Source organism: Leifsonia sp. Ger2509, from assembly GCF_055231915.1.
Genome location: NZ_JBUYVB010000003.1, coordinates 3,389,597 through 3,409,081, shown reverse-complemented (window position 1 = coordinate 3,409,081; position 19,485 = coordinate 3,389,597). Strand labels below are relative to the sequence as shown.

Here is a 19,485-nt window from a genome sequence, read left to right as displayed (position 1 = left end):
AACTCGGTCCGCAGGTATCTTCCCACTCTGGGGTCTGTGCCGGCACGGTGGTGCAACGGTCAGGCGCGGTGCCACAATTGCGCCGTGGGGCCACGGATCGCAAGGATCTCGCGCAGGCGCACCGACGTCAGCCGGAGGTCGATCGCGGTCGTCGCCCTGGTCGTGCTGGCTCTCGCCGGGTGTACGTCCGCCCCACCGCAGCCCGACACGACGAACAGCACCAGCCGCTTCTACGACCAGGTCGTGCACTGGAAGACCTGCAGCGCCATTCTGCAGTGCGCCACGGCGATCGTGCCGCTCGACTGGGCGCATCCGTCGGGGCCGACCATCTCGATCGCCATGGCGAAGCAGCGCGCGGTCAGCGGCAAGCCCACAGGCACCATCCTGTTCGACCCGGGTGGACCGGGGGCGTCCGGGGTCGACTTCGTCGAAGCGTACGGGGGTCAGATGATGGACGAGAGCGTCCGCGACGCCTACGACGTCGTCGGCTTCGACCCCCGCGGCGTCGGCCACTCCACCCCGATTCGGTGTTACAGCTCCGCCCAGCTCGAGCACTATTACTACGACGTTCTCCCCGGCACGATCGGCAGCGATCAGTGGCTGGCGGCAGACCTCAAGGCCCAGGATGCGCTCGCCAAGGCGTGCGCGAAGAACACCGGCCCGCTGCTCGCGCACGTCGACACGAACAGTGCGGCACGCGATATGGATGTGCTGCGAGCCGTGTTCGGTGACAAGAAGCTGGACTACTACGGCGGATCGTACGGCACCGATCTCGGGCTCGAGTATGCGCGGCTGTTCCCGAAGAAGGTCGGTCGCTTTCTGCTGGACAGCGTCGAGTCGCCCGACGCGAGCGGCGAACAGCTCGACATCGGCCAGGCCCAGGGCTTCGAGACCGAACTGCAGCAGGACCTCGCGGCGTGCGTGCCCGACCAGTCGACCTGCCCGTTCTCCGGGAGCGTCGCCGACGCGGATGCCCAGCTGACGTCTCTCTTCGCGACCCTGAACGCGCATCCGATCGCCAACGCCGACGGGCGATCCCTCAACAGCACCAACCTGGCCATCGCCATCACCTCGGCCCTCTACTCGCCACAGTTGTGGTCTGACCTGTCGAGCGCACTGAAGGCGGCTAAGACCGGCTCGGCCGGCGCCGCCTTCGACCTCGCCGACCGGTATTTCGAGCGCAGCGATTCGGGCCAGTACCCGAACCTCATCGAGGCCTACTATGCGGTGGGATGCCTGGACCGGGCCTCACCGGACACCGCGACGGCGATGCGGAGCGAGGCTGCTGACATCGCGAAAGTCGCGCCCGTGCTGGGCAGGTATCTCGGCTACTCGAACGCCGTATGCGGCGTGTGGCCGTACCCGCCGGCGGCGACTCCCCCGCCGGTCGTGGCCGCCGGCAGCGACCCGATCCTGCTGGTCAACGCGACGAACGACCCCGCTACTCCGTATGCGCAGGCGCAGGAGGTCGCCTCGCATCTCGCCAACGGGCACCTGGTCACACGAGTCGGCGACGGCCACGGGTCGTACGAGCAGGGCTACCCGTGCATCGACGACGTCGTCGACCGGTACTTTCTCACCGGCGCCGTTCCCGCATCCGACCCGATGTGTCCGAGCACGGGCTCGTAGCCGGCAACGTGGTGGAGGATTACGGGATGGAGCATCGGCGGATGGAGTGGCATTCCGCCGCTCCCGAGGAGCTCCTCGCAGGCGGTGACGTCACCGACGGGGTTGCCCGGTCCGGCGACACGGTCCGTCGGCCGCACAGTGCCTCATCCGAGCGGGTGGAGGCGTTGCTCACCCACCTCGAACGGGTGGACTTCGCTGGCGCGCCGCGCTATCTCGGAGTCGATGATCGCGGCCGGGATGTCCTGACCTTCGTTGACGGCGAGGTGGCCGGACGCCCCGCCCCGGAGTGGGTTTCGTCGGACGACCGAGCCGTGAGCGTCGCCCTCCTCCTGCGCTCCTACCACGACGCGATCGCCCCGTTCGGTGTGCCGGAGGTTTTCGACGACGCATCCTCGACGCAACCGGAGGGTTCGCCGAAGCCGTTTCCCGTCCCTCGTGAACTGATCGGCCATCGCGATGTGACGTTGGAGAACGTCGTGTTCCGCGATGGTGTCGCGTGCGCTCTGATCGACTTCGACCTCGCCCGCCCATCGGCTCGGGTCGACGACGTCTGCAACATGCTGCAGTGGTGGGCCCCCTGGCAGCCCGTCGAGGACCGACCCGAAGCGCTGGCGCCTGTGGATGCGTACGCTCGTGCAGCCCTGATGGTCAATGCCTATGGCCTGGACGCGCACTCGCGGTCGGTGCTCGTGCCGTTGGCGCAGCACACGGCGGAGCGCACCTGGTACACGATGAGGCTCCGGGCGGAGCGCGATGGCGGCGGCTGGCGCCGAATGTGGGACGCAGGCGTCGGCGACGCTATTCGACGTCGACAGGCATGGCTGCACGAAAACGGTGACGCCCTGATCGAAGCGGTCACGTAGACGGTCGGTGGTTCGTCGGGCAACAGCTACCGAGCGGTCCCATCCTGCGGCACACTGGCAGCGTGACGAACATCGAGCGCACTCTCATCCTGCTGCGGCATGCCAAGTCGGACTGGTCGGGGTCCGAGGCAGACGTCGACCGCCCGCTGGCCGAGCGTGGCCGGGCCCAGGCCCCACTCGCCGGGCGATGGCTTGCGAGCAACGCCGGCCGGATCGACCTGGCCATCGTGTCGCCCGCGCAGCGTGCCCGCGAGACCTGGGAGCTCGTGTCGGCCGAGTTCGCGGCTGCGCCTCCAGCCCTCGTCGACGACCGCGTGTATGCGGCTTCCGCGGACCGACTCCTCGACGTCGTGCGTGGCCTGCCTGACGACGTCCACACGGTGATCATGGTCGGCCACAATCCGGGTATGGAGGAGCTTGCGTGGCTGCTCGCCGGGGAGGATGTGACCATGCGCACCTGCGGCATCGCCGAGTTCAGCGTCGAGGGGCCGTGGTCCGAAATCGATGCCGCGTCGGCTGTGCTCCGCGTCTTCGGGCGCTCGGACGGCCATGCCCTGAGCTGATCGCGCCCCAGAGGGAACGCAACACCCGGGGTTCCTGGTCTGGCTTGAGGTACTACCGTCGACCGAGGCGCCGTTCTCCACCCGAACCCGTCTCGTACGGAAGTTCATAGTATGCGTAGATCGCGGGTTCGCTCGCTGCGTCCAACTCCCCATCAACAGCGATGGAAGGCGCCTTGCTGACCTGCTTCTTCTCATATGCGACTTTGATGTGCTTCGGCGACACGAGCGCTCCAGTGAGAGGAACGAAAACCAGTTTCGCCCCGCTCAGGATGCCGACGCGAACTGTCCCGAAGGCGGGCAGATCGCTCGCGGTATCGAAGTAGACGGACTCGAGCGTGCCGATCTTGTTCTCGCCTGGATCAACAACGCTCAGTCCAACCCAATCGTGCAGATTCTCGGCCTCGAACATTGTGATCCCGTCCCGCCAGGACTCCGCTGACGCACTTTTGCGCAGCTGGGGTGGCGCTCATCGCATCACCGTACTCCGTCGCCTTGCGGTTGTCGCTACCCGACTGTGCGTGCCGTGAGCGGCGGCGGTTAGGAGTCCACGGCAAACCATCAACGGAGATGGTCAGTCATGGAGCGCTTTCGTCACGAAGCGGGTCGATGGTTCGTGGTCTTCTTGATGCTCCCGTCAGCTGCGTAATACGTCCATGACCCGGTCTTGGCGCCGTGATCGAACTCGCCTTCGTCGATGAGGGTTCCGCGGTCCGTCCAGCGTTTCCAGAGACCATGCTTCTCACCGTTGAGAAACCCGCCCTGCTGGCGCAGCTCACCCGACGGTCGGAACCAGGAGCACTCCCCCGCGAGCTCCCCGTCCACGTAGTGGAATTCCGATCGGACACCGCCATCGCGAAAAAGGTGGCGCCACCGACCGGTGCGCTGACCATCCCTGTACTCACCGGCGACGACGCCGCCGTGCGGGTCGGGTTCCTCCCAGGGACCCGTCTTCAATCCTGCAGCGTCGAGTTCATTCACGCCATGCTCGCGATCTGGATCAGGTTGCCGCAGGTGTCGTCCAGCACCGCCGTGGTCACAGGCCCCATGGTCATCGGCGGCTGCGTGAATCGCACGCCCAGTGCGGACAGGCGGTCATACTCGACCGCCGCATCCCCGACGCCGAAGCTCGTGAACGGAATCCCGTCTTCGACGAGCGCCGCCTTGAAAACCTTGGCCGCCGGATGCTCGTCAGGTTCGAGGAGTAGCTGGACGCCGTCCTGCGCGTCGGGGCCCACAACAGTCAACCAACGGAACTCACCGGCGGGCATATCGGTCTTCTTCACAAAACCGAGCGTGTTCGTGTAGAAGTCCAGGGCCTTGGCTTGATCGTCGACCAGAACGGACGTCGTCGTGATCGTGATGTTCATGAGAGCTCCTTGGTGATGTGAGCGAGTTGTGCCTGCGCATCGACAAGCAGCGTCGGTTCGAGGTGATGGATGGTGGTGCGGCCGCTCGCAGTCAGCTGCACCAGCCCGGCATCCCGCAGCACAGCAACATGTTTCGCCACTGCTTGCCGGCTCAGGCTGTGGCCTCGATTGATCAGGCGCACGCACAACTCGAACAGAGTCTGATCGTTTCGTCGCGCCAGCTCATCGACCAGAGCGAGACGGACCGGATCGCCCAACGCTCGGAAGACCGCATCCACTGTGCCAGATTAGCAACCTTTCGGTTGCCAATCAAGGAACCTGCGACAGCACAGTTCCTGCGGTATCCGGCTCTCTCTAAGGACTGGAATCACACTCACGGGCTGACGCGGACTCTGCGTCCCTCGAATGCGACGATGTCGCCGAACTGCAGCTGCCGTCCACGGCGGCGATCAACCTCGCCGTTCACGGTCACGTCGCCGTCGGCGATGGCCTCTTTCACCTGTGCACCGGAGTCGAGGACCCCAGCGAACTTGAGGAACTGCCCGAGGCGAATGGCGTCGCCGCCGATCGGGACATCCTCGATCGGAGCGGCGTTGTTCATTCCGAAATGCTAGCCCACCCCTTGTCGGCCGCTGCCCCGTATTTCCCGCGCAAGAGGATGATGGACCCATGCGCGCGGTTCACCATCCCGGCCTTCGGGTCGACTCCGGACTCGTAATCCCCGAGTCCGAGTTGTCCTGGCGGTTCTCGCGGTCATCCGGCCCGGGCGGGCAAGGCGTGAACACTGCCGACTCTCGGGCGGAACTCGTCTGGGATGTTGCAGGCTCCGCCGTTCTCTCACCTTTTCAGCGGGAGCGACTCCTCGAGCGTCTGGGGAGCCGAATCGTCGACGGAATGCTGACGATCGCCGCATCCGAGCACCGCGCGCAATTGCGCAACAGGGAAGCGGCCCGCGCTCGGCTGGCCGAAATCGTGGCCGATGCCCTCCTGCCTCCAGCACCACCGCGACGACCGACGAGGCCGAGTCGCGGTGCGAAGCAACGACGCTTGGAAGCGAAGAAGAGGCGCACCGATGTCAAGCGACTGCGTCGCCCTCCTTCAGATTGAGCACTGAGCATCGACTGAGCACTGAGCATCGACGCTCAGGAAAAGGAACGAGATGAGACCGCTTCGCTACTCCATCAATGTCACGCTCGACGGCTGCTGCCATCACGAGGCAGGGTTTCCTCCCGACGAGGAGTCGATGCGTTTCTGGACCGCCGAGCTGGAGCGAGCCGATGCCCTGATCTTCGGGCGTGTGACCTACGAGATGATGGAGTCGGCATGGCGGCGGCCGGCCACGGGTGCGTGGCCCGAGTGGATGGATGAGTGGCAGCTCCCGTTCGCCGAGGCCATCGACGGGGCGAAGAAGCACGTCGTGTCGAGCACGCTGACCGGGGTCGACTGGAATGCCGACCTGCTGCGCGGCGACCTGCGGCACGCGGTCGAGCGGCTCAAGCAGGAGCCGGGCGAGGGTCTGTTCGTGGGTGGGGTCACGCTTCCACTCGCGTTGGCAGATCTGGGGCTGATCGACGAATACGTGTTCGTTGTGCAGCCGGTCCTTGCCGGCCACGGTCCGACATTGCTCGCTGGTCTTCGCGAGCGCATCCAGCTCGAACTCGTGGATCGCCGTGAGTTCCGGTCCGGGGTGACTGCGCTGCGCTATCGGCCCAGGGAATAGGGCACGATGTGATTCTTAGCGTTTTCAGCGTTCCGGTTGGCAGATTGTGGGCCTATCTAGGAATCGAGGCATTTAGGTGCCCCGAAAATATCCCATGACGAGCATCACGTACGTGAAGTGCCCCTGGAGGGACTCGAAAACTAGCGCAGGTCTTTAATGGCCGTTTCGGCGAAGCAAAATCCGCGGAATTCCGGGCTTTTTGAACGAATAGAGACCGTTGTGATCTCATTGGATCTTCCCCAAGTGTGGGCAAAATGTGGGCAAACTCAAGAATTGCGGAAAGGTGTGATGTATCAGGACATGCCTGACGAAACTGCATCAGGACATCCCTGACAGTTCTGCATCAGGACATCCCTGACACTTCTGTCTCAGGACATCGGTGACAGTTCTGCATCAGGACATCGGTGACAGTTAGAGGGTTCTGGGTTGTCGTCCGCGGGGTCGGCCGGAGCCGACGTATTTGGTGCCGGGTTTGGGCCAGCGGTATTTCATGATTTGGGTGCCTTGGTCGTCGAAGACGAGCAGGTGCTGGTCGGTTTCGACGAGATAGACCTGGTGGCCGGCGAGGAGCCGGGTGACGTGGAACCGGGTCTGGCGAACTTGGACGATCCCGTTGCGGGCGACGGTGGTGCGACGAATCCCGTCCCAACCGACCGGTCTCTGTTGGTTCCGGGGCCGCGGCGGGTCCGCTTTCGGTGTTGCGTCCCACGCTTGCAACGGGGTGATCCGGCCGGGCAGGCCCTGGTGGGGACGCTCGGTGTTATAGATCCGATCGAACTGATCGACCTGCTCCTGCAGCTCCTCGAGGGTGACGGCGAGGGGTTGTTTGTCGAGCCAGCGAAACAGGGTCTGGTGGAAACGTTCATTCTTGCCCTGCGTGGTGGGTTTATAGGGCTTCCCGGTGATCGGTTCAACACCGAGCCGGCTGACGAAGGTCACGAGCTGACCGACAGCTCCGCGGCGGGTGGGGTTCAGGGCGGCCCCGTTATCGGTCAGGAGTCGCTGCGGAACCCCATGCGCTGCGATCCCTTTCTTCACGACCGCGATCGCCCCCTCGGAGGTTTCGCCCCAGGCGACGTGGGTTGCGACCGCGAGCCGGGAGTGGTCATCAATCAGTTGGAAGATCACGCACTTCCTGCCGCCAGTGAGGACGTATTCGGTGGCGTCGAGCTGCCAGCACGCGTTCGGCGCCGGATAGACGAACCGGCGGAACGACGCCCGCGGTTTCTTCCGCGGCTCCGCCCGTGCGACGCCGGCGTCGCGGAAGATCCGCGACAGGGCAGCCGTCGACGGGACCGGGGCCATCCCGAGCGCCTTCATTTTCTCGTGAACACTGATCGGCCCATGATCAAGCCCCGACTGCTCCAATGCCGCGCGAACTCCGATCGCTTGCCGCTTCACCTCATGCGCGGTCCGGTTCGGGCTCGACCGCGGTCTTCGCGTTCGCGGCTCCAACGCCGCTGCCTGACCCTCCTCGGCAGCCCGTCGTTTGATCGCATAGAACGTCTCCCTAGAGATCCCATGCTCGGCGCAGAACGTGCTCACCGCGCCCCGCGGCGCGTCAGGCGGCCACTGCGTAATCGCGAGACGGACACGAGGATCAACAGGCTCGACAGGACTCATGCCTCAAACAATGAGGGGAAGTGTCAGGACCAAGAACGACCGAATGGTCAGAGATCTATCGATGCAGAACTGTCAGAGATGTCCTGATACATAACAGAATTGCGGAAAGGCGCACGCCGTGACGACGCTCCTATTGCCTGTCAAGCCGTGAGGAGCGTCATCACAGAAAGGCGCACGCTCGGCGGCGTAAGCTGCGTCAATAGTCAAGGGGCGGGGCTCATAACCGCGTAGCTCTGTATGGCGTCGTCGAGTTCCCCCACACAGGCGCGAAGTTCTCGCTTTAGAAGGCTGATGTCAGCGTCAAGTAGTCTAACTAGCGGCCGCCTAAGAACCATTCCCCACGACGCGTGGTTGCCGAAAGTACTCAGCCTGCGTACGAGTGGCGCGACCTCGACGCCTCCACGATATGGTGCGAGTGAGGTGATCCTAATCTCGCAGTCGCTTACGAACTCGCGACCTGCCAGCTCTAGCGGCTTTCCTAAGGGCCGGACGGGACTGGTCACACTTGCGGTGCCAATTACTCGAGTCCGATCCCGTGTGGGGCTATGAAATGCGCCCCGCGTGGTAAGCAAAAAAAGTTCATCGCCCTCGCTGAGAGCTGCCACTTCTCGCCTTGGCGTCACCGGAAAAGCCATGCGCCGATTTTGCACAACCCATCGGATCGCCTCACGCTCACCGAGCACAAGTAAGTACGCGGAGCCGGGAGTCATCTATCGCCTTTTCGATCGAGGAATCGAAACCTATCGGGTCGAATTGCACCGCAAACACTATCTGATTCCGGGGCGATCATCTCGATGGAGATGCAGCAATAGCAATTCAATTCGGATATCCAGCAGGACCAACGATTGGAAGCCGAGGGACCGACCAAGTTCGACCGGCAGTTCAGTTTCTGCCGCATTCAAACCTCCCGGTGCCCACGGTCGAAACAGTCAACGCTCTCATCGCACCTAGGCTACGCATGTTTGCGGGCCGCATCATCCGGCGAGCGCATCAATGCCCAACATAAATATCCGGCGAATTCGCGACGTCGTTTTGCGAAACGTCGTCGACGGTTGAGCGTTCCTAGTCTGGGCAGGATTGGGCACGCGAGCCTTAGTGCCACGAGATTTGCGTGCCGTCAGTCAAGAAATTCTCAAGTCCGAAGAAGGCGGCCCGACCCACAACAGCCTCAGGACAAATTAGCCGAACCTTCTGATTATGTCGTGCGCTTCAATTCGGCTTGACCAGCTCATAAACAGAGCCGCTCACCTCGCTGAGCTCTCGCTCGACTTGATCGGCCAGGGTTGCATGATCAAGGCGGATGCCGAGCTCGATGTTGCCGTACTCAGCACTCCATGAAAGGTTTGCACTGGTGATAACCAGGGTACGGTGATCGATCACGAGGTATTTCGCGTGATTGCGCACTGGGCTACCGTCGATCACACTTGTGCGAAAAACCTGGGCGGGCGCGAGGTGTTGAGCGATATCCTCTGCGGACGGACCGCTGCCTCCATACGTAGCCGAAGCATCGACAAAGACGCTTACCGCGACTTCGGTTCGGCGTGCCGCCCGTTGCAGCGCATCCCATAAGCCCGAGGTTTTCTGGAAATTGAATGTCGAGCAAGTCACCGCAACACGAGCATCGTCCACGAGTGCGACTAGCGAGGTGGTAAGGGCTCCTGATTTGGCAAGGTGGCCGGGCATCGTCCAGAGAAGGTCAATGGCGGGTGCATCTGATCGGGCACCCTCGATGCCGAGCAGCGCACCGAGCAGCGCATCAGGAATCTCTCGAAGGCCGGCCTCGCTAATGACGGTGCTCACCGCTCGCTTCGTAGCCGGCGCCAATGAGGCGAGCGCCCCCGTAACGCTTTCTCCGGCCTCGAGGCCGGACACGATAATCCGTGCGTCCGTCCATGTGAGCAGCTTGCCCAGCTCGCGCAGCGCGCCGGCTCTTATTGCCGACACGTCCGGATCATACAAAGAAGCCATAGCCGGCGGCTCCGGGTAGGTCTACAAGAAAGCGGCGGTCTAAGAACCGATTGGCGCGCTCACACGAGGTTTCGGACGCCATTACGCACGTGTGGCAGGCAGCGCCGTGGAGGAAGTCCTCCGGATCCTTCGGAGTCCGTTGCGCGCAAACCGGATCGGAGGAGCATCTCTGAGCTCGCTCGAGCGCTCGACCCATTACCCGCTTGAGGTCGTCGTGCCGCGAGAGTTGGACCAAACCGCCAAGTGTGCCGTCAGAATCCGAAGCAGTCGTAGTGATAAGGATGCCTGCGGCCGCAGTCCGACCATCCGTCGCAGGCCACGCGTAAATGCGTTCCGAGATGCTGGCCGCGGAATAGCCGGAGTACATGGCCATCTCACGAATAAGGACATGCGCGAGGGTGTGGAGTAGCCAATACCGGGGCGGCTTGAGTCGTGATTCAGGGTCGACGTCTTTCGCAGAGTCCGAGAATCGCGCGTTGAAGTTGCGTCCGTGAGCTGAAACGTGCGCCTTCCAGATAGCAGTGTGTTCGACGAGCGATTCCCAGTCGGCGACACGCGCCTCATCAAGCTGGATGAATAGACCTTCACCGCGGTCCTCCGTCGCGACGGTCCATGTGGGCCGGTTGGTGCGAGTAAGGGGCACGAGGCGGTGGGCAAGGTCGGCCGCTCGCTCCATTTCGTCGATGCGGGTGAATCCCAGAAGGGCGTTCACCTTGCGCAGCTTATCGACGGCGTGCACACGAATGACTCCGAGGTTTTCGAGTTCGAGATGGATACCGCCGACTGGGCGGGAGAGTACAAGGCCGCTTTCCGCGTCGGCCACGGTCTCGCTGGTGAGGTTCCTGTCAAGGTAAGTCCACTCGGGCGTCAGGAGACTTAGCGGGTCAAAGGCTTCGATGGCCTCCGCACGATCGTCTTCGTCCAGCTCTTCTAGAACGGACGCAATAGACGCGGCAAGCTCCTCGGGCGAGAGGGCTGCGAGTGGCGACTCGGAGTCTTCGAGTTCATCGTGGATCCGATCTAAGTCTTTGTGATATTTGTCGAACCTCTTTTGACCAATAGCCGTAACGATTTCCGCGCCCCAGATCGCTGGAGTGGGTGGTTCCTTGCCGGGCATCACGACGACGGATTGGGTCGCCGGGAACCAGAGATTCGAAGCGCCAAGGAGCATCACGCGGGTCTCTTTGGCGCACCCGCTCTTGGCGAACTGGCCGAGGTGCGGGTGCCGGCCCCGACAGCGTGGAAGCTTCGCGCGTCCGGACTCGCCCTGCGCCTCGTTCATCGGCCGCTTCTTGCCGCAAGACTTGCACTCGATCGTCGCCGAGGCGCCCTTGCCGACGGTGCGCTCGTGCATGGCGAGCGCGGCGATCTGCACTCCCGGTGTCGGGCAGAGCAGACCCTCGTGGACCCACCATTCGTATGGGAACTCGTCGACGTGCCCGTCCTCGCACACCAAGAGAAATCGCGCCGGAACGGTCGTCGAGCGACGTACCTTCCCGGTCCCATTGCCCCGCCCCGTTTGGCCCGGGCAGTTTACATGCTGAAATTGGGCCCGATCTGGCCGATAGGGGTTCGTGTTGGTGTACTCGAATTGAGTGACTTGGCCGAGCATGTCACAGCCCGGGCAGCGCATCCACTGCGGAAATACGCGAGCTGGAACGCCGAGGTCGGTGCCGCCGGTGTCGCCCCATCCGCGCTTCGGCGCCCAAGGAAAAGGTCGAAGCTGGGTGACGCTGGGGCCAAGGAATGTGCGCACCGCGTCCAGCAGCCGGGGTGCATGGATTGTCGGGATGCTCGCGCGGCGTTCCCAGATCCGGTTCCAGTCGTCCAGTCCCGCCGGCATGACGGTGAACTGTGGCAGATCCATAACCGCGCCGGGACCGTAGGTGTACATAAGTGACGACGGTCGCGCCGATCCTACTCGGGCACGGTTCCTAAATGTCTTCTGATTTGTGGTGGCCTCTTCGTCGCCCAACGGGTCGAGGTCCGGGCCAATGATGTGCTCAGTCATCGCTGCCTCCCGTCGCTGGGGCTATAGCCCAGGGCGGAGCGCCGTCACGCAACTCCCAGGCGAAGAGCTTCTCGGGGTCGGGCGAAACAAGAAGATTGACCTCTGGCTGCACCTCGCGCATCGAGTTCGCAATAGCGAATGGCGCCGAACTCTTACTTGCTAGGTCGGTTTCGGAGTCCTCAAGAGAAACCATCAGTGCCGCCTGGTCGGCCGGTTTGCTCGCACGTTCGTACACGAGGGATTTGCGCTCGAGGTTGGCGAACGCACGACGCTTTTTCCATTGACCCAAACGGTTAGCCAACCGTTGCCGCACCGTGTCGCCGGCAATATCGCCGCCAGCCATTCGCGCCCGATCCACGAGCCGCTCAATAAGTGACTCCATCCGATCGGTAGCCTTATCGATCCGCCAGGCGGAGCCCTCCGGAGACAACCCTTCGGCCAGCGGCGCGTCCATGACCCTGGCTGCGGCCACCAGGACTCCGGCGATGGCCCGGTCGAGAGAAGTAACCGAGAACGGCGTGACCGAAAGCGGTTCGACCTGCGAATAGAAGGTTTCGTGATAGTGGCGGAACTGCTCGAAGTGCGCCAGGTCCCGCGGCCGGGCCCAATTCCCCAAGGTCACCACTAATCCCGGCCGATCGGCATCGCGTCCAACGCGTGAGGAGGCCTGAATATACTCTGCCGTGTTCTTCGGCTGCCCGACGATTAGCATCAGCCCCAACCGTGTGACGTCGACACCCACCTGAAGCATCGAGGTCGCAAGCACAACGTCGAACGGACTGGTCTCCCGATGGACGAGTTTCCTCCCCGCTTTGGTCGACGCACCACGCCCCCGGCGGCCAACGGTTGAGTCGTAACCGGCATCGAATCCAACGGCCATCTGGTCTAGGGTCGAAGTGATCTCCGAACTCGCGACCCTTGACGTCAGCTCCGCCACGTTGAGACGCTGGTAGTCAGTCCCGAAGCGCTGCGGGAAATACTTCCCCGCGCGTCGCTTCTGTATCGCAGTCTGTACGTCGTCCGCCAGGTATCGGGCCATGCCCGCCAACTCACGAGTCGCGTTGTAGTAGCCCACAAGCGTCAAGTAAGGATCTGTGCTTATGACGGAACCGTCATCTGGCGGGGTGGCCTGGTCAAGGAGCAGCTGCCCGGTCGACAAAAGTGTGGTTGACACTGCGATCTCAGCGGCTGTCAGTCGCACCCCCGTTGTAGATACACCGATGTAGCGACGCCCGGGGTTCTCTTTGGAGACCGGAAGCTCGCTCGAGAAAAACGTGTCCGCGACATCCATAACCTGGGGCGGGAAGATCGATACCTTCCGCCCATACAGGGCACGAATCTGCTCGGCCGCGTTGCGCACCGTCGCCGTCGACGCCACAACCAACGGTCGCACTTGTCTTCCCTCACCGACCTGCCAGGTGCAGAGAATGTCGATCGCGAGTTCGAACGCTCCGACCGCAGTGCCGAGAGCTCCGGTTATCAGGTGGAGTTCATCCTGGATGATCAGGTCCGGTGGCCTCAGCCTTTCGGCGCGCTGTTTACCCACCGCGGAGAATCCTGGCACCGCAGGATGTTTCCCGGTGAGACCAATCGTGCACGACTTGGAGTCGTCGTGCACGAACCCATGGCGGCCGCATTTATATTGCACATACCCGAATAGCGATGCCGCCTCCCCTTCCCTCGCTAACCGGGCGAACTTGTCGACCGTCGCGATCACGAATGCTGGGACGAGCCGGTAGATCTCCTCGTCGACAGTAAGAACGGGCAGTCCTTCCAAGGCGCTTCCGCCCTCCGAAAACGGACATTCGGCGAACGGGTCGCCGCAATAGACACGAATGCGACGCTCATTGTCGCTCCCCTTGATGTTTTTAGGCTCGATTTGCGTTCCACACCACGGACAGCGCTGCAACTGCAGCACGGTCAAGCCATACTTGCGACCTTCGCTCGCATCTTCAAGCTGTTTCTTGGCCTCCTCGTATCCCTTCGGCGATACGGCGGTCCCCACCCAGAGCCCAATGCGGAACGGCTCAGTCCCCCAAGTGCTCGGGTCTTTCCGGCGAGCCACCTCCGCAGCACAGATAAGAGCCGTGGCACGCTGGAACTGCTGGGCGGTCAGCAAGCGGAGGGTGTATCGCATGAGCACAGCGACCCCCTGTTCCCCGTGCAGCTTTCCGTTGGGGGTCTCGACGACGCCCTGACGCCGACGAATTGCGAAGGTGTAGGCCGCTAGCCCCAGGTAAGCCTCTGTCTTGCCGCCACCTGTCGGAAAGAACAATAGTTCCGCCCGCGCAATCTCGCCCGACCGTCGGTCGAGGTCTGGTCGAGCGATAGCTTCGAGCTGCATTAGCACGAACGCGAGCTGGAAAGTACGCCACGAGTGCGCCCGCGGTCCGGAATTGAGGACGGCATCTCGCGTCTCTTCCAGTCCGACGGTGGGATCCGCTTTGCGAGCCTCTGCGACTTGGGATTGGATGCGCTGGTCTGCCATGACCCGGTTCATGAAAGCGAAGCACCGCAGCGCCTCCTCGTCTGATATCAGGAACGACAGGCCGTCGGCGAGGCGCTTCGCGATGAGACGGGCGTCTGCTACAGCCTCAAAAGCAACCTCCCGCAGGCTCCCTGGGAGCGAAGCAGCCTGCGCCTCCTGGCCGTCGAGCCAGGTGGAGTACTGGTCGACGATCGGCCGGAGTCCCGCCGCGAGCTCATCCGCACGCTCGGGAGTGGAGACTTCATCCAGCGCACGCATGTTCAGGAGAGCGCCATCGATCTCATGGGCCCGGGTCTGCGGGGTCTCGCTGATCGGCAGCCACGTGGTAAAGACCCTTGTGGTTCGGCGCTCGGGCGTCATCGGAGCCCAGTCGACCGAGCACGTGCGTCCAACGGCGAATTCGAGACGGTTGCGGTATTGCAGGTCCAGGCGTGCGAGCTCAGGGTCGGAGTCCACATCGTCTGAGGCCAATGCGTCGCGGATGGGAAGGAAGACCGCGCCCGCCTCGGCCTCAACATGGAGCTGGGTCTGGTATAGCCACGCGTCCACGGGGATCCGACGAGGAGTCTCGCGGTCGTTGCACAGCGCGAGCTCCACGATCCGCACGTCGCCCTGGTCCATGACGTCGACTCGCAGCACAATCATCTCTTCCAGCGAGACAGTTACTGTGTCGCCCTGGACGTAGGAAGCGAGCGCGAGGACTTTTGAATACTCATGCGGTATGCGGCGATAAAGTCGGCGTGGTCGCGCCCCGATAGGCGTTCCGTCGGCGCCGGACTCCACATCCGGCGAGGTTTCCGGGTGATATGTGCCCCACGATGCACGGACCGTGACCGACTCCTGGTCGCGTGGGACCTGAAACCGCAAACCCATCGACGAAGGAATCATTAGTCCTCGACGAAGCGGCACGTCCTCCGCGCCGTCGTCGTCGATTCCTGCCGTGTCTTCGTCCACCGTCCCGACGGGCACGCCGCGCCCCAGGCGCGCTTCCAAGGCCGGGATGATTTCCTCATCGGCGTCTTCGGCTTCCGACTGGGTGACCGGCTCGTCCGAGTTGAGCAGCTTTGCCGGCGCGATCCGTCCGACCAAATACAGGCCGTCTGGCTGGGCTTCCAGCACCTCGTCCGCGCCGTGCGCCGGGCCGAGTAGATCACGCTCAAGGATGTCGGTAAGGTTCTCGCGATCGGTCCATGAAAGCCCGTCCGGCGCGTGGGTGAGTTCAAGCAAGCGTTCCGGGTGGGTATCGCCAACAATTGGCGTTGGTGTGGTTGTCACTCATCCCCCTCAAGCTCCGCCTCATTCTCGAGGCTATCCTGCGCCTCAGACACCGGGCCTTGCTTCGCGGCGCGACGATAATTCTCCTCGAGCAATCGGTCCAAAATCTCAACGCGAGCCGCAGGGGATACAGTCCACCGCTCCATCTGCCGATAGGTGTGAAAATCGTGACCAAGCTCAATGTCTTGCCACCCATACGCGCCGATCATTGCTTGATCGAGCTCCACGTGTACGCGACGGAGCCGTGCCACATCAGAATCTGACGCCGCGGAAACAGATCGTTCGTTGACTAGGTTGTATAGCTTCGTAAGGCCGAGGTTTCGGCTACCCATAATCTCTCGCCGTGCCTCTTCCAGCCTGGCTCCCATGCGCTCTAGCTCCGGTGTTCGCGCAGGACACGGAAACGTTTCGAAGACATCTGACGGCGTATAGCGCACGCGCGTTTCCAGAGTCGACCCGTATGTGATCGCCCACAATTGATGCGGGCTCGATGACAACACAGCCTGAGACGCAAAATCGTCTGTCGCAAAAATCCCAAGTGCATGACTGAAGACCTGACCTGATGGAACTCGCACTGGCATCACCGACTTACTGACAAGCGCAATCGTCAATACCTCATCCAGGGTCGCTATCGCACGACGCATGCCTAGGGCCTGCTCAGCGAACAGCCACCACCGATCACGACGCGCTGGTCGGTTATTTTTTGCTCGTTCAGGCTTGACCTCGCGAAGCACGCGCGAAAAGGGGCCGGCGTACTTGGCAGCGTCGGACTCAGCGAGGCCAGTGAAATCGATGACCCATCGCCGGGCCGAGGAATCGGCATGCGAGTTGAGATCTTCTCCGTTGAGATATGGAAACAGGACCTCAGAGTTGGATTCATCCTCATCGATCCACTCCTGCACCTGTGAGGAGTCTACGATGAAACCTTTGCCGAGCACGATGCATCCTTGGAAGGCGATGCCAGCGTTCTCTGCCAGTGGAAAAGGTGTGCCTACGACGCGCCCGGCGGCCTCCAAGAGCGACGAGATTCTTCGAGCTGGTACACCATCGGAAACCCTGACGACGTCCTCACGCACCGGCAAAAGAGTTCCCCAAACCGCCGCGTACTCTAGATTCGCACTCGTGGCGGGCCAGGCACGGGACTGCACAGATCGAGTGATTGTGAAGCCCCGGGCAACCATTTGATCAAGACCGACCTCACGCGTGTCTCCCTGCGCAAGTGTGTTCGTCGCAATGAGGCCGATGGTGCCAGACGCGGTGAGGAGGCTGGCCGCCCTTAGAAAGAAATAGGCGACGAGGTCTGCGGACCCGCGTTTACCGCCGGCGAGCGTGTGAACGAACCAGTCGCGCACGTTGGTACCCATCGCTCCGGTCAGCCTCTGACCCCCGAGAAACGGGGGGTTCCCCACGACGGCGTCGAAGCCGCCGTGTTCCATGACGTCCGGAACGGCGAGAATCCAGTGAAGAGGCTTCCAACGTTCGTAGTCTGTCTCAACTGTCGGGGTTAGGCCCGCCTCGATGATGGTGTTCAGGTAATCCACATCGTGGCCGCCGTCATTTCCATAGGCGCGATCAACCGCTATCCCAAGATTCTCGTACGCCTCGTCGAGAGCCCTGCCGGGCTTACCTCCAAGGCGAAGGCCCGCTGCAACGACTCCGTCGGCCACGTGGCTAAGCGTCGACACTGTCTCTTCGTATTCGCGCCACAATCGCTGCTTGGTGCGGTTTGCGCGCTGAGGATCGGAGTCGTCGACCGGGGAAGCTAGGCGACGGCGCAGATCCGCGGCATGGTGGAGAACCTCGCCAACGTCGAATGGGCTAATAAATGACCCATCTCGCCAACCGGCGAACAGGCCCGATCGGGTCTTCGCGACAGTGGCCAGGGTCGGATCAACGTGAAGGGCTTCGAGTTGAGCGGAGGTAGTGAGTCCGAGGAGGGAGTTTCCGCACAGGACCTTGTCGTCGACGAATGAGAAGGGCAAGTACGGGTCGAGCGAGAGGAGCCAGAGACTGATCTTGCACATCTCGACGGCCATTGGATTGATGTCGGCCCCGTATAGGCAGTGCGCGACGACCTCGCGAAGCGCACGCGTGCGCTGCTCCAGCTGAGTTCCTCTCGCCACCCCTTCGCGTTGCCAGGCTTCGACGAGATGGTCGGCGAGGTACTCGCCGGCGGAGACTACGAACGCTCCCGAGCCGCAGGCGATGTCGGCGACCTTGAGAGAAAGGATGTCGTCGGATGAGATCGGTACCCATTCGCTCGTGTCTGCCGTCTGGTGAGGACCGGGCGAGTAAACGAGTGGCTCGAGGGCGTGCCGTACCACCTCCTGAGCCAGACCCTTGGGAGTGTAGTGAGCGCCAGCGGTGGCTCGGGACGGCGTCTCGACCACCACGAGTCCGCCCGGTTCGATGACGACAAGGCGGCCCCGCAGATCACGTCGAATAGCGCCGAGGTACCTCCGCAGGCGCTCTCGGAGGGCCGGGTCGTTGCTGGCCGCCCGCAAGAGTTGCTCGGCTTCCGGTGCTCCGGCGTCACTTAGCGTCTTCAGAAGGGCGGCCCGGCTCGGGGCCTTCGCTGCGGGCTGGTCCTCTCCGACCCACCTGATGATCGCAGCCGCAAGACTGGCTTCGCTGGCGTTCTGCTCGGCAAGGTTGTCCAGGACATCCAGCGGGATCTCGGGCTCGACCCCGGCGGCGCCTACGAGCCCGACCGTAACAGTGGCGACATCTTGGCACGAATAGCCAAGCAGACCTTCGTAGATGTATCCGATCTGCTCGACGTCGACGTCCCGGAAGGAGATCCGGCGTTTCTCGCTTCCGATTTCGGCGTACTGGACGGCCCTAAGGACCTCGAGCATGACCCGGTCCGACACGGTTACGACGAGTCCGCTCTCGTCTTGGGCGAGCAAGAAGCCGAACCGTTCGGGATCGAATAGAGAGCCACCATACGACGGAAGGCGCATGTCCTCAGCTCCCACACCGTTATAGAGGGCCTGGGATGTAGCTAGCAAACGGTGCCAGGTACGACTGGTGGCGTCTAGGGACTCCCCTCCTTCGTCGGCGAGGCGCTGCTCAAGATCCTCTAATCGCCCGGCAATTCCGTAGCCTTCTGTGTAAAGGGAGGAGGCTGGCATGAGGTCGCGCTCTTCGGCAAAAAGAAGGAACACCACCCGCATAAGTACGGTCACGACGGCTTGATAGACATCGTCCCGATGGGTGGGAAGCGGGTCGGGTCGACCGCGCTCCCGGGCGCGAACTGCAGTCTCGGAGAAAGAGGCGACGAGAAGCTCGACAGCGCGTCGCACCTGAGTTCCAAGGCTCTCGGTGATCTCTTCCGCAGCTGCGACGGACTGCCGAAACAGGGCCGATAGGCGATCGTCTTCCTTACCCCCCGCCAGCCTCTGTGGCTCTACCAGTGCCAAGAAGGCGTCGCGGACCTCGACCTCTTCGATCCAGCTCTGCGCGTCCACCATTCCGGAGGCGACCATTACACCCTCAGGGGCCGAAACGATGCCCCACCAGCGTCCGTCAGTGACAATGCCGATCGGGACAGCTGCCGCGCGGAGAAGTAGTTCGAGCCGGTCGATCGAGCTTGCTGACCAGCCACCAACCCCGGGGTCACGCAGGGATACGACAGGGTCGACAACAAGCACGAGTGCGTATGGAATGCCGTGACGCACAAAAGCGCCGGTGGCGGTCACGGTGTGGCGCCCGTCTGGGGACTTTGCCGACGGCAGACCGTTCGGAATGCTGGTGAGGTCGAATTCGAGGAATTTGTTCCACCCGGCGATATCGGCCAAGACTGTGACGACCCAAGCGTCCCGGACCGTTCTGTACACATTGAGCGCCGCATCGTCGGCGGGAGCTTTGTTCCAGTCGTCCCACGCGCGGTCGAATGAGGGTTTGGCGTCGCGCACGGATGCTCGAGATTCGGCGCTCGAGGCGGGCATTCCTTGGGGCCAGACCCGTTTGAGAGCC

General features: G+C 62.8%; 15 protein-coding genes. 5 read left to right on the top strand and 10 right to left on the bottom strand.

Annotated features, from left to right (window positions below):
* Positions 1 to 84 precede the first annotated feature (84 nt).
* The 3 genes from ACV7NN_RS16485 to ACV7NN_RS16475 all read left to right on the top strand — a co-directional run bounded on the left by ACV7NN_RS16485 (position 85) and on the right by ACV7NN_RS16475 (position 3,055).
* Positions 85 to 1,629, top strand: a complete 1,545-nt coding sequence (locus tag ACV7NN_RS16485; protein WP_463350641.1) for an alpha/beta hydrolase — start codon at positions 85 to 87, stop codon at positions 1,627 to 1,629.
* A 41-nt stretch (positions 1,630 to 1,670) separates the two neighbouring features.
* Positions 1,671 to 2,492, top strand: a complete 822-nt coding sequence (locus ACV7NN_RS16480; RefSeq protein ID WP_463350640.1) for a phosphotransferase — start codon at positions 1,671 to 1,673, stop codon at positions 2,490 to 2,492.
* A 62-nt stretch (positions 2,493 to 2,554) separates the two neighbouring features.
* Positions 2,555 to 3,055, top strand: a complete 501-nt coding sequence (locus tag ACV7NN_RS16475; protein WP_463350639.1) for a SixA phosphatase family protein — start codon at positions 2,555 to 2,557, stop codon at positions 3,053 to 3,055.
* 52 nt (positions 3,056 to 3,107) lie between these two features.
* On the opposite strand, the gene ACV7NN_RS16470 is transcribed toward ACV7NN_RS16475, so the two are convergent.
* The 5 genes from ACV7NN_RS16470 to ACV7NN_RS16450 all read right to left on the bottom strand — a co-directional run bounded on the left by ACV7NN_RS16470 (position 3,108) and on the right by ACV7NN_RS16450 (position 5,023).
* Positions 3,108 to 3,464 (bottom strand): PRC-barrel domain-containing protein, encoded by a 357-nt coding sequence (locus tag ACV7NN_RS16470; protein ID WP_463350638.1) that lies wholly within the window; start codon positions 3,462 to 3,464, stop codon positions 3,108 to 3,110.
* A 182-nt stretch (positions 3,465 to 3,646) separates the two neighbouring features.
* The gene (locus tag ACV7NN_RS16465) at positions 3,647 to 4,033 is read right to left on the bottom strand and encodes a toxin-antitoxin system YwqK family antitoxin (protein WP_463350637.1); all 387 of its coding nucleotides are present in this window, start codon (positions 4,031 to 4,033) and stop codon (positions 3,647 to 3,649) included.
* Positions 4,030 to 4,422, bottom strand: coding sequence for a VOC family protein (locus ACV7NN_RS16460; protein WP_463350636.1), 393 nt, complete (start codon positions 4,420 to 4,422; stop codon positions 4,030 to 4,032). The genes ACV7NN_RS16465 and ACV7NN_RS16460 overlap by 4 nt, the downstream gene beginning before the upstream one ends.
* Positions 4,419 to 4,700 carry an ArsR/SmtB family transcription factor gene (locus tag ACV7NN_RS16455; protein WP_463350635.1) on the bottom strand — a complete coding sequence of 94 codons (282 nt, stop codon included), beginning with the start codon at positions 4,698 to 4,700 and terminating at the stop codon, positions 4,419 to 4,421. Before ACV7NN_RS16455 ends, ACV7NN_RS16460 begins: the two co-directional genes overlap by 4 nt.
* 95 nt (positions 4,701 to 4,795) lie before the next feature.
* Positions 4,796 to 5,023 carry an RNA-binding S4 domain-containing protein gene (locus tag ACV7NN_RS16450; protein ID WP_463350634.1) on the bottom strand — a complete coding sequence of 76 codons (228 nt, stop codon included), beginning with the start codon at positions 5,021 to 5,023 and terminating at the stop codon, positions 4,796 to 4,798.
* A gap of 68 nt (positions 5,024 to 5,091) precedes the next feature.
* Here ACV7NN_RS16450 and arfB point away from each other — a divergent pair, with 68 nt between their 5' ends.
* Both arfB and ACV7NN_RS16440 read left to right on the top strand, forming a co-directional pair.
* Entirely contained in the window at positions 5,092 to 5,529 is a 438-nt protein-coding gene (gene arfB, locus ACV7NN_RS16445; protein WP_463350633.1) for an alternative ribosome rescue aminoacyl-tRNA hydrolase ArfB, read from the top strand.
* Between the two features lie 52 nt (positions 5,530 to 5,581).
* Positions 5,582 to 6,142, top strand: coding sequence for a dihydrofolate reductase family protein (locus tag ACV7NN_RS16440; protein ID WP_463350632.1), 561 nt, complete (start codon positions 5,582 to 5,584; stop codon positions 6,140 to 6,142).
* Positions 6,143 to 6,553: 411 nt separating this feature from the next.
* Here the strand turns inward: ACV7NN_RS16440 and ACV7NN_RS16435 are convergent, their stop codons facing one another.
* The 5 genes from ACV7NN_RS16435 to ACV7NN_RS16415 all read right to left on the bottom strand — a co-directional run bounded on the left by ACV7NN_RS16435 (position 6,554) and on the right by ACV7NN_RS16415 (position 19,424).
* Entirely contained in the window at positions 6,554 to 7,765 is a 1,212-nt protein-coding gene (locus ACV7NN_RS16435) for an integrase core domain-containing protein (protein ID WP_463350631.1), read from the bottom strand.
* Positions 7,766 to 8,974: 1,209 nt separating this feature from the next.
* Positions 8,975 to 9,733, bottom strand: coding sequence for a DISARM system phospholipase D-like protein DrmC (drmC, locus tag ACV7NN_RS16430; RefSeq protein ID WP_463350630.1), 759 nt, complete (start codon positions 9,731 to 9,733; stop codon positions 8,975 to 8,977).
* Positions 9,717 to 11,744: a DrmB family protein gene (gene drmB, locus ACV7NN_RS16425; protein ID WP_463350629.1), complete on the bottom strand. Its 2,028-nt coding sequence runs from the start codon at positions 11,742 to 11,744 to the stop codon at positions 9,717 to 9,719. Before drmB ends, drmC begins: the two co-directional genes overlap by 17 nt.
* On the bottom strand, positions 11,737 to 15,507 hold the full coding sequence (gene drmA, locus ACV7NN_RS16420) for a DISARM system helicase DrmA (RefSeq protein WP_463350628.1): 3,771 nt from the start codon (positions 15,505 to 15,507) through the stop codon (positions 11,737 to 11,739). Before drmA ends, drmB begins: the two co-directional genes overlap by 8 nt.
* Entirely contained in the window at positions 15,504 to 19,424 is a 3,921-nt protein-coding gene (locus ACV7NN_RS16415; RefSeq protein ID WP_463350627.1) for an Eco57I restriction-modification methylase domain-containing protein, read from the bottom strand. The genes drmA and ACV7NN_RS16415 overlap by 4 nt, the downstream gene beginning before the upstream one ends.
* Positions 19,425 to 19,485 lie beyond the last annotated feature (61 nt).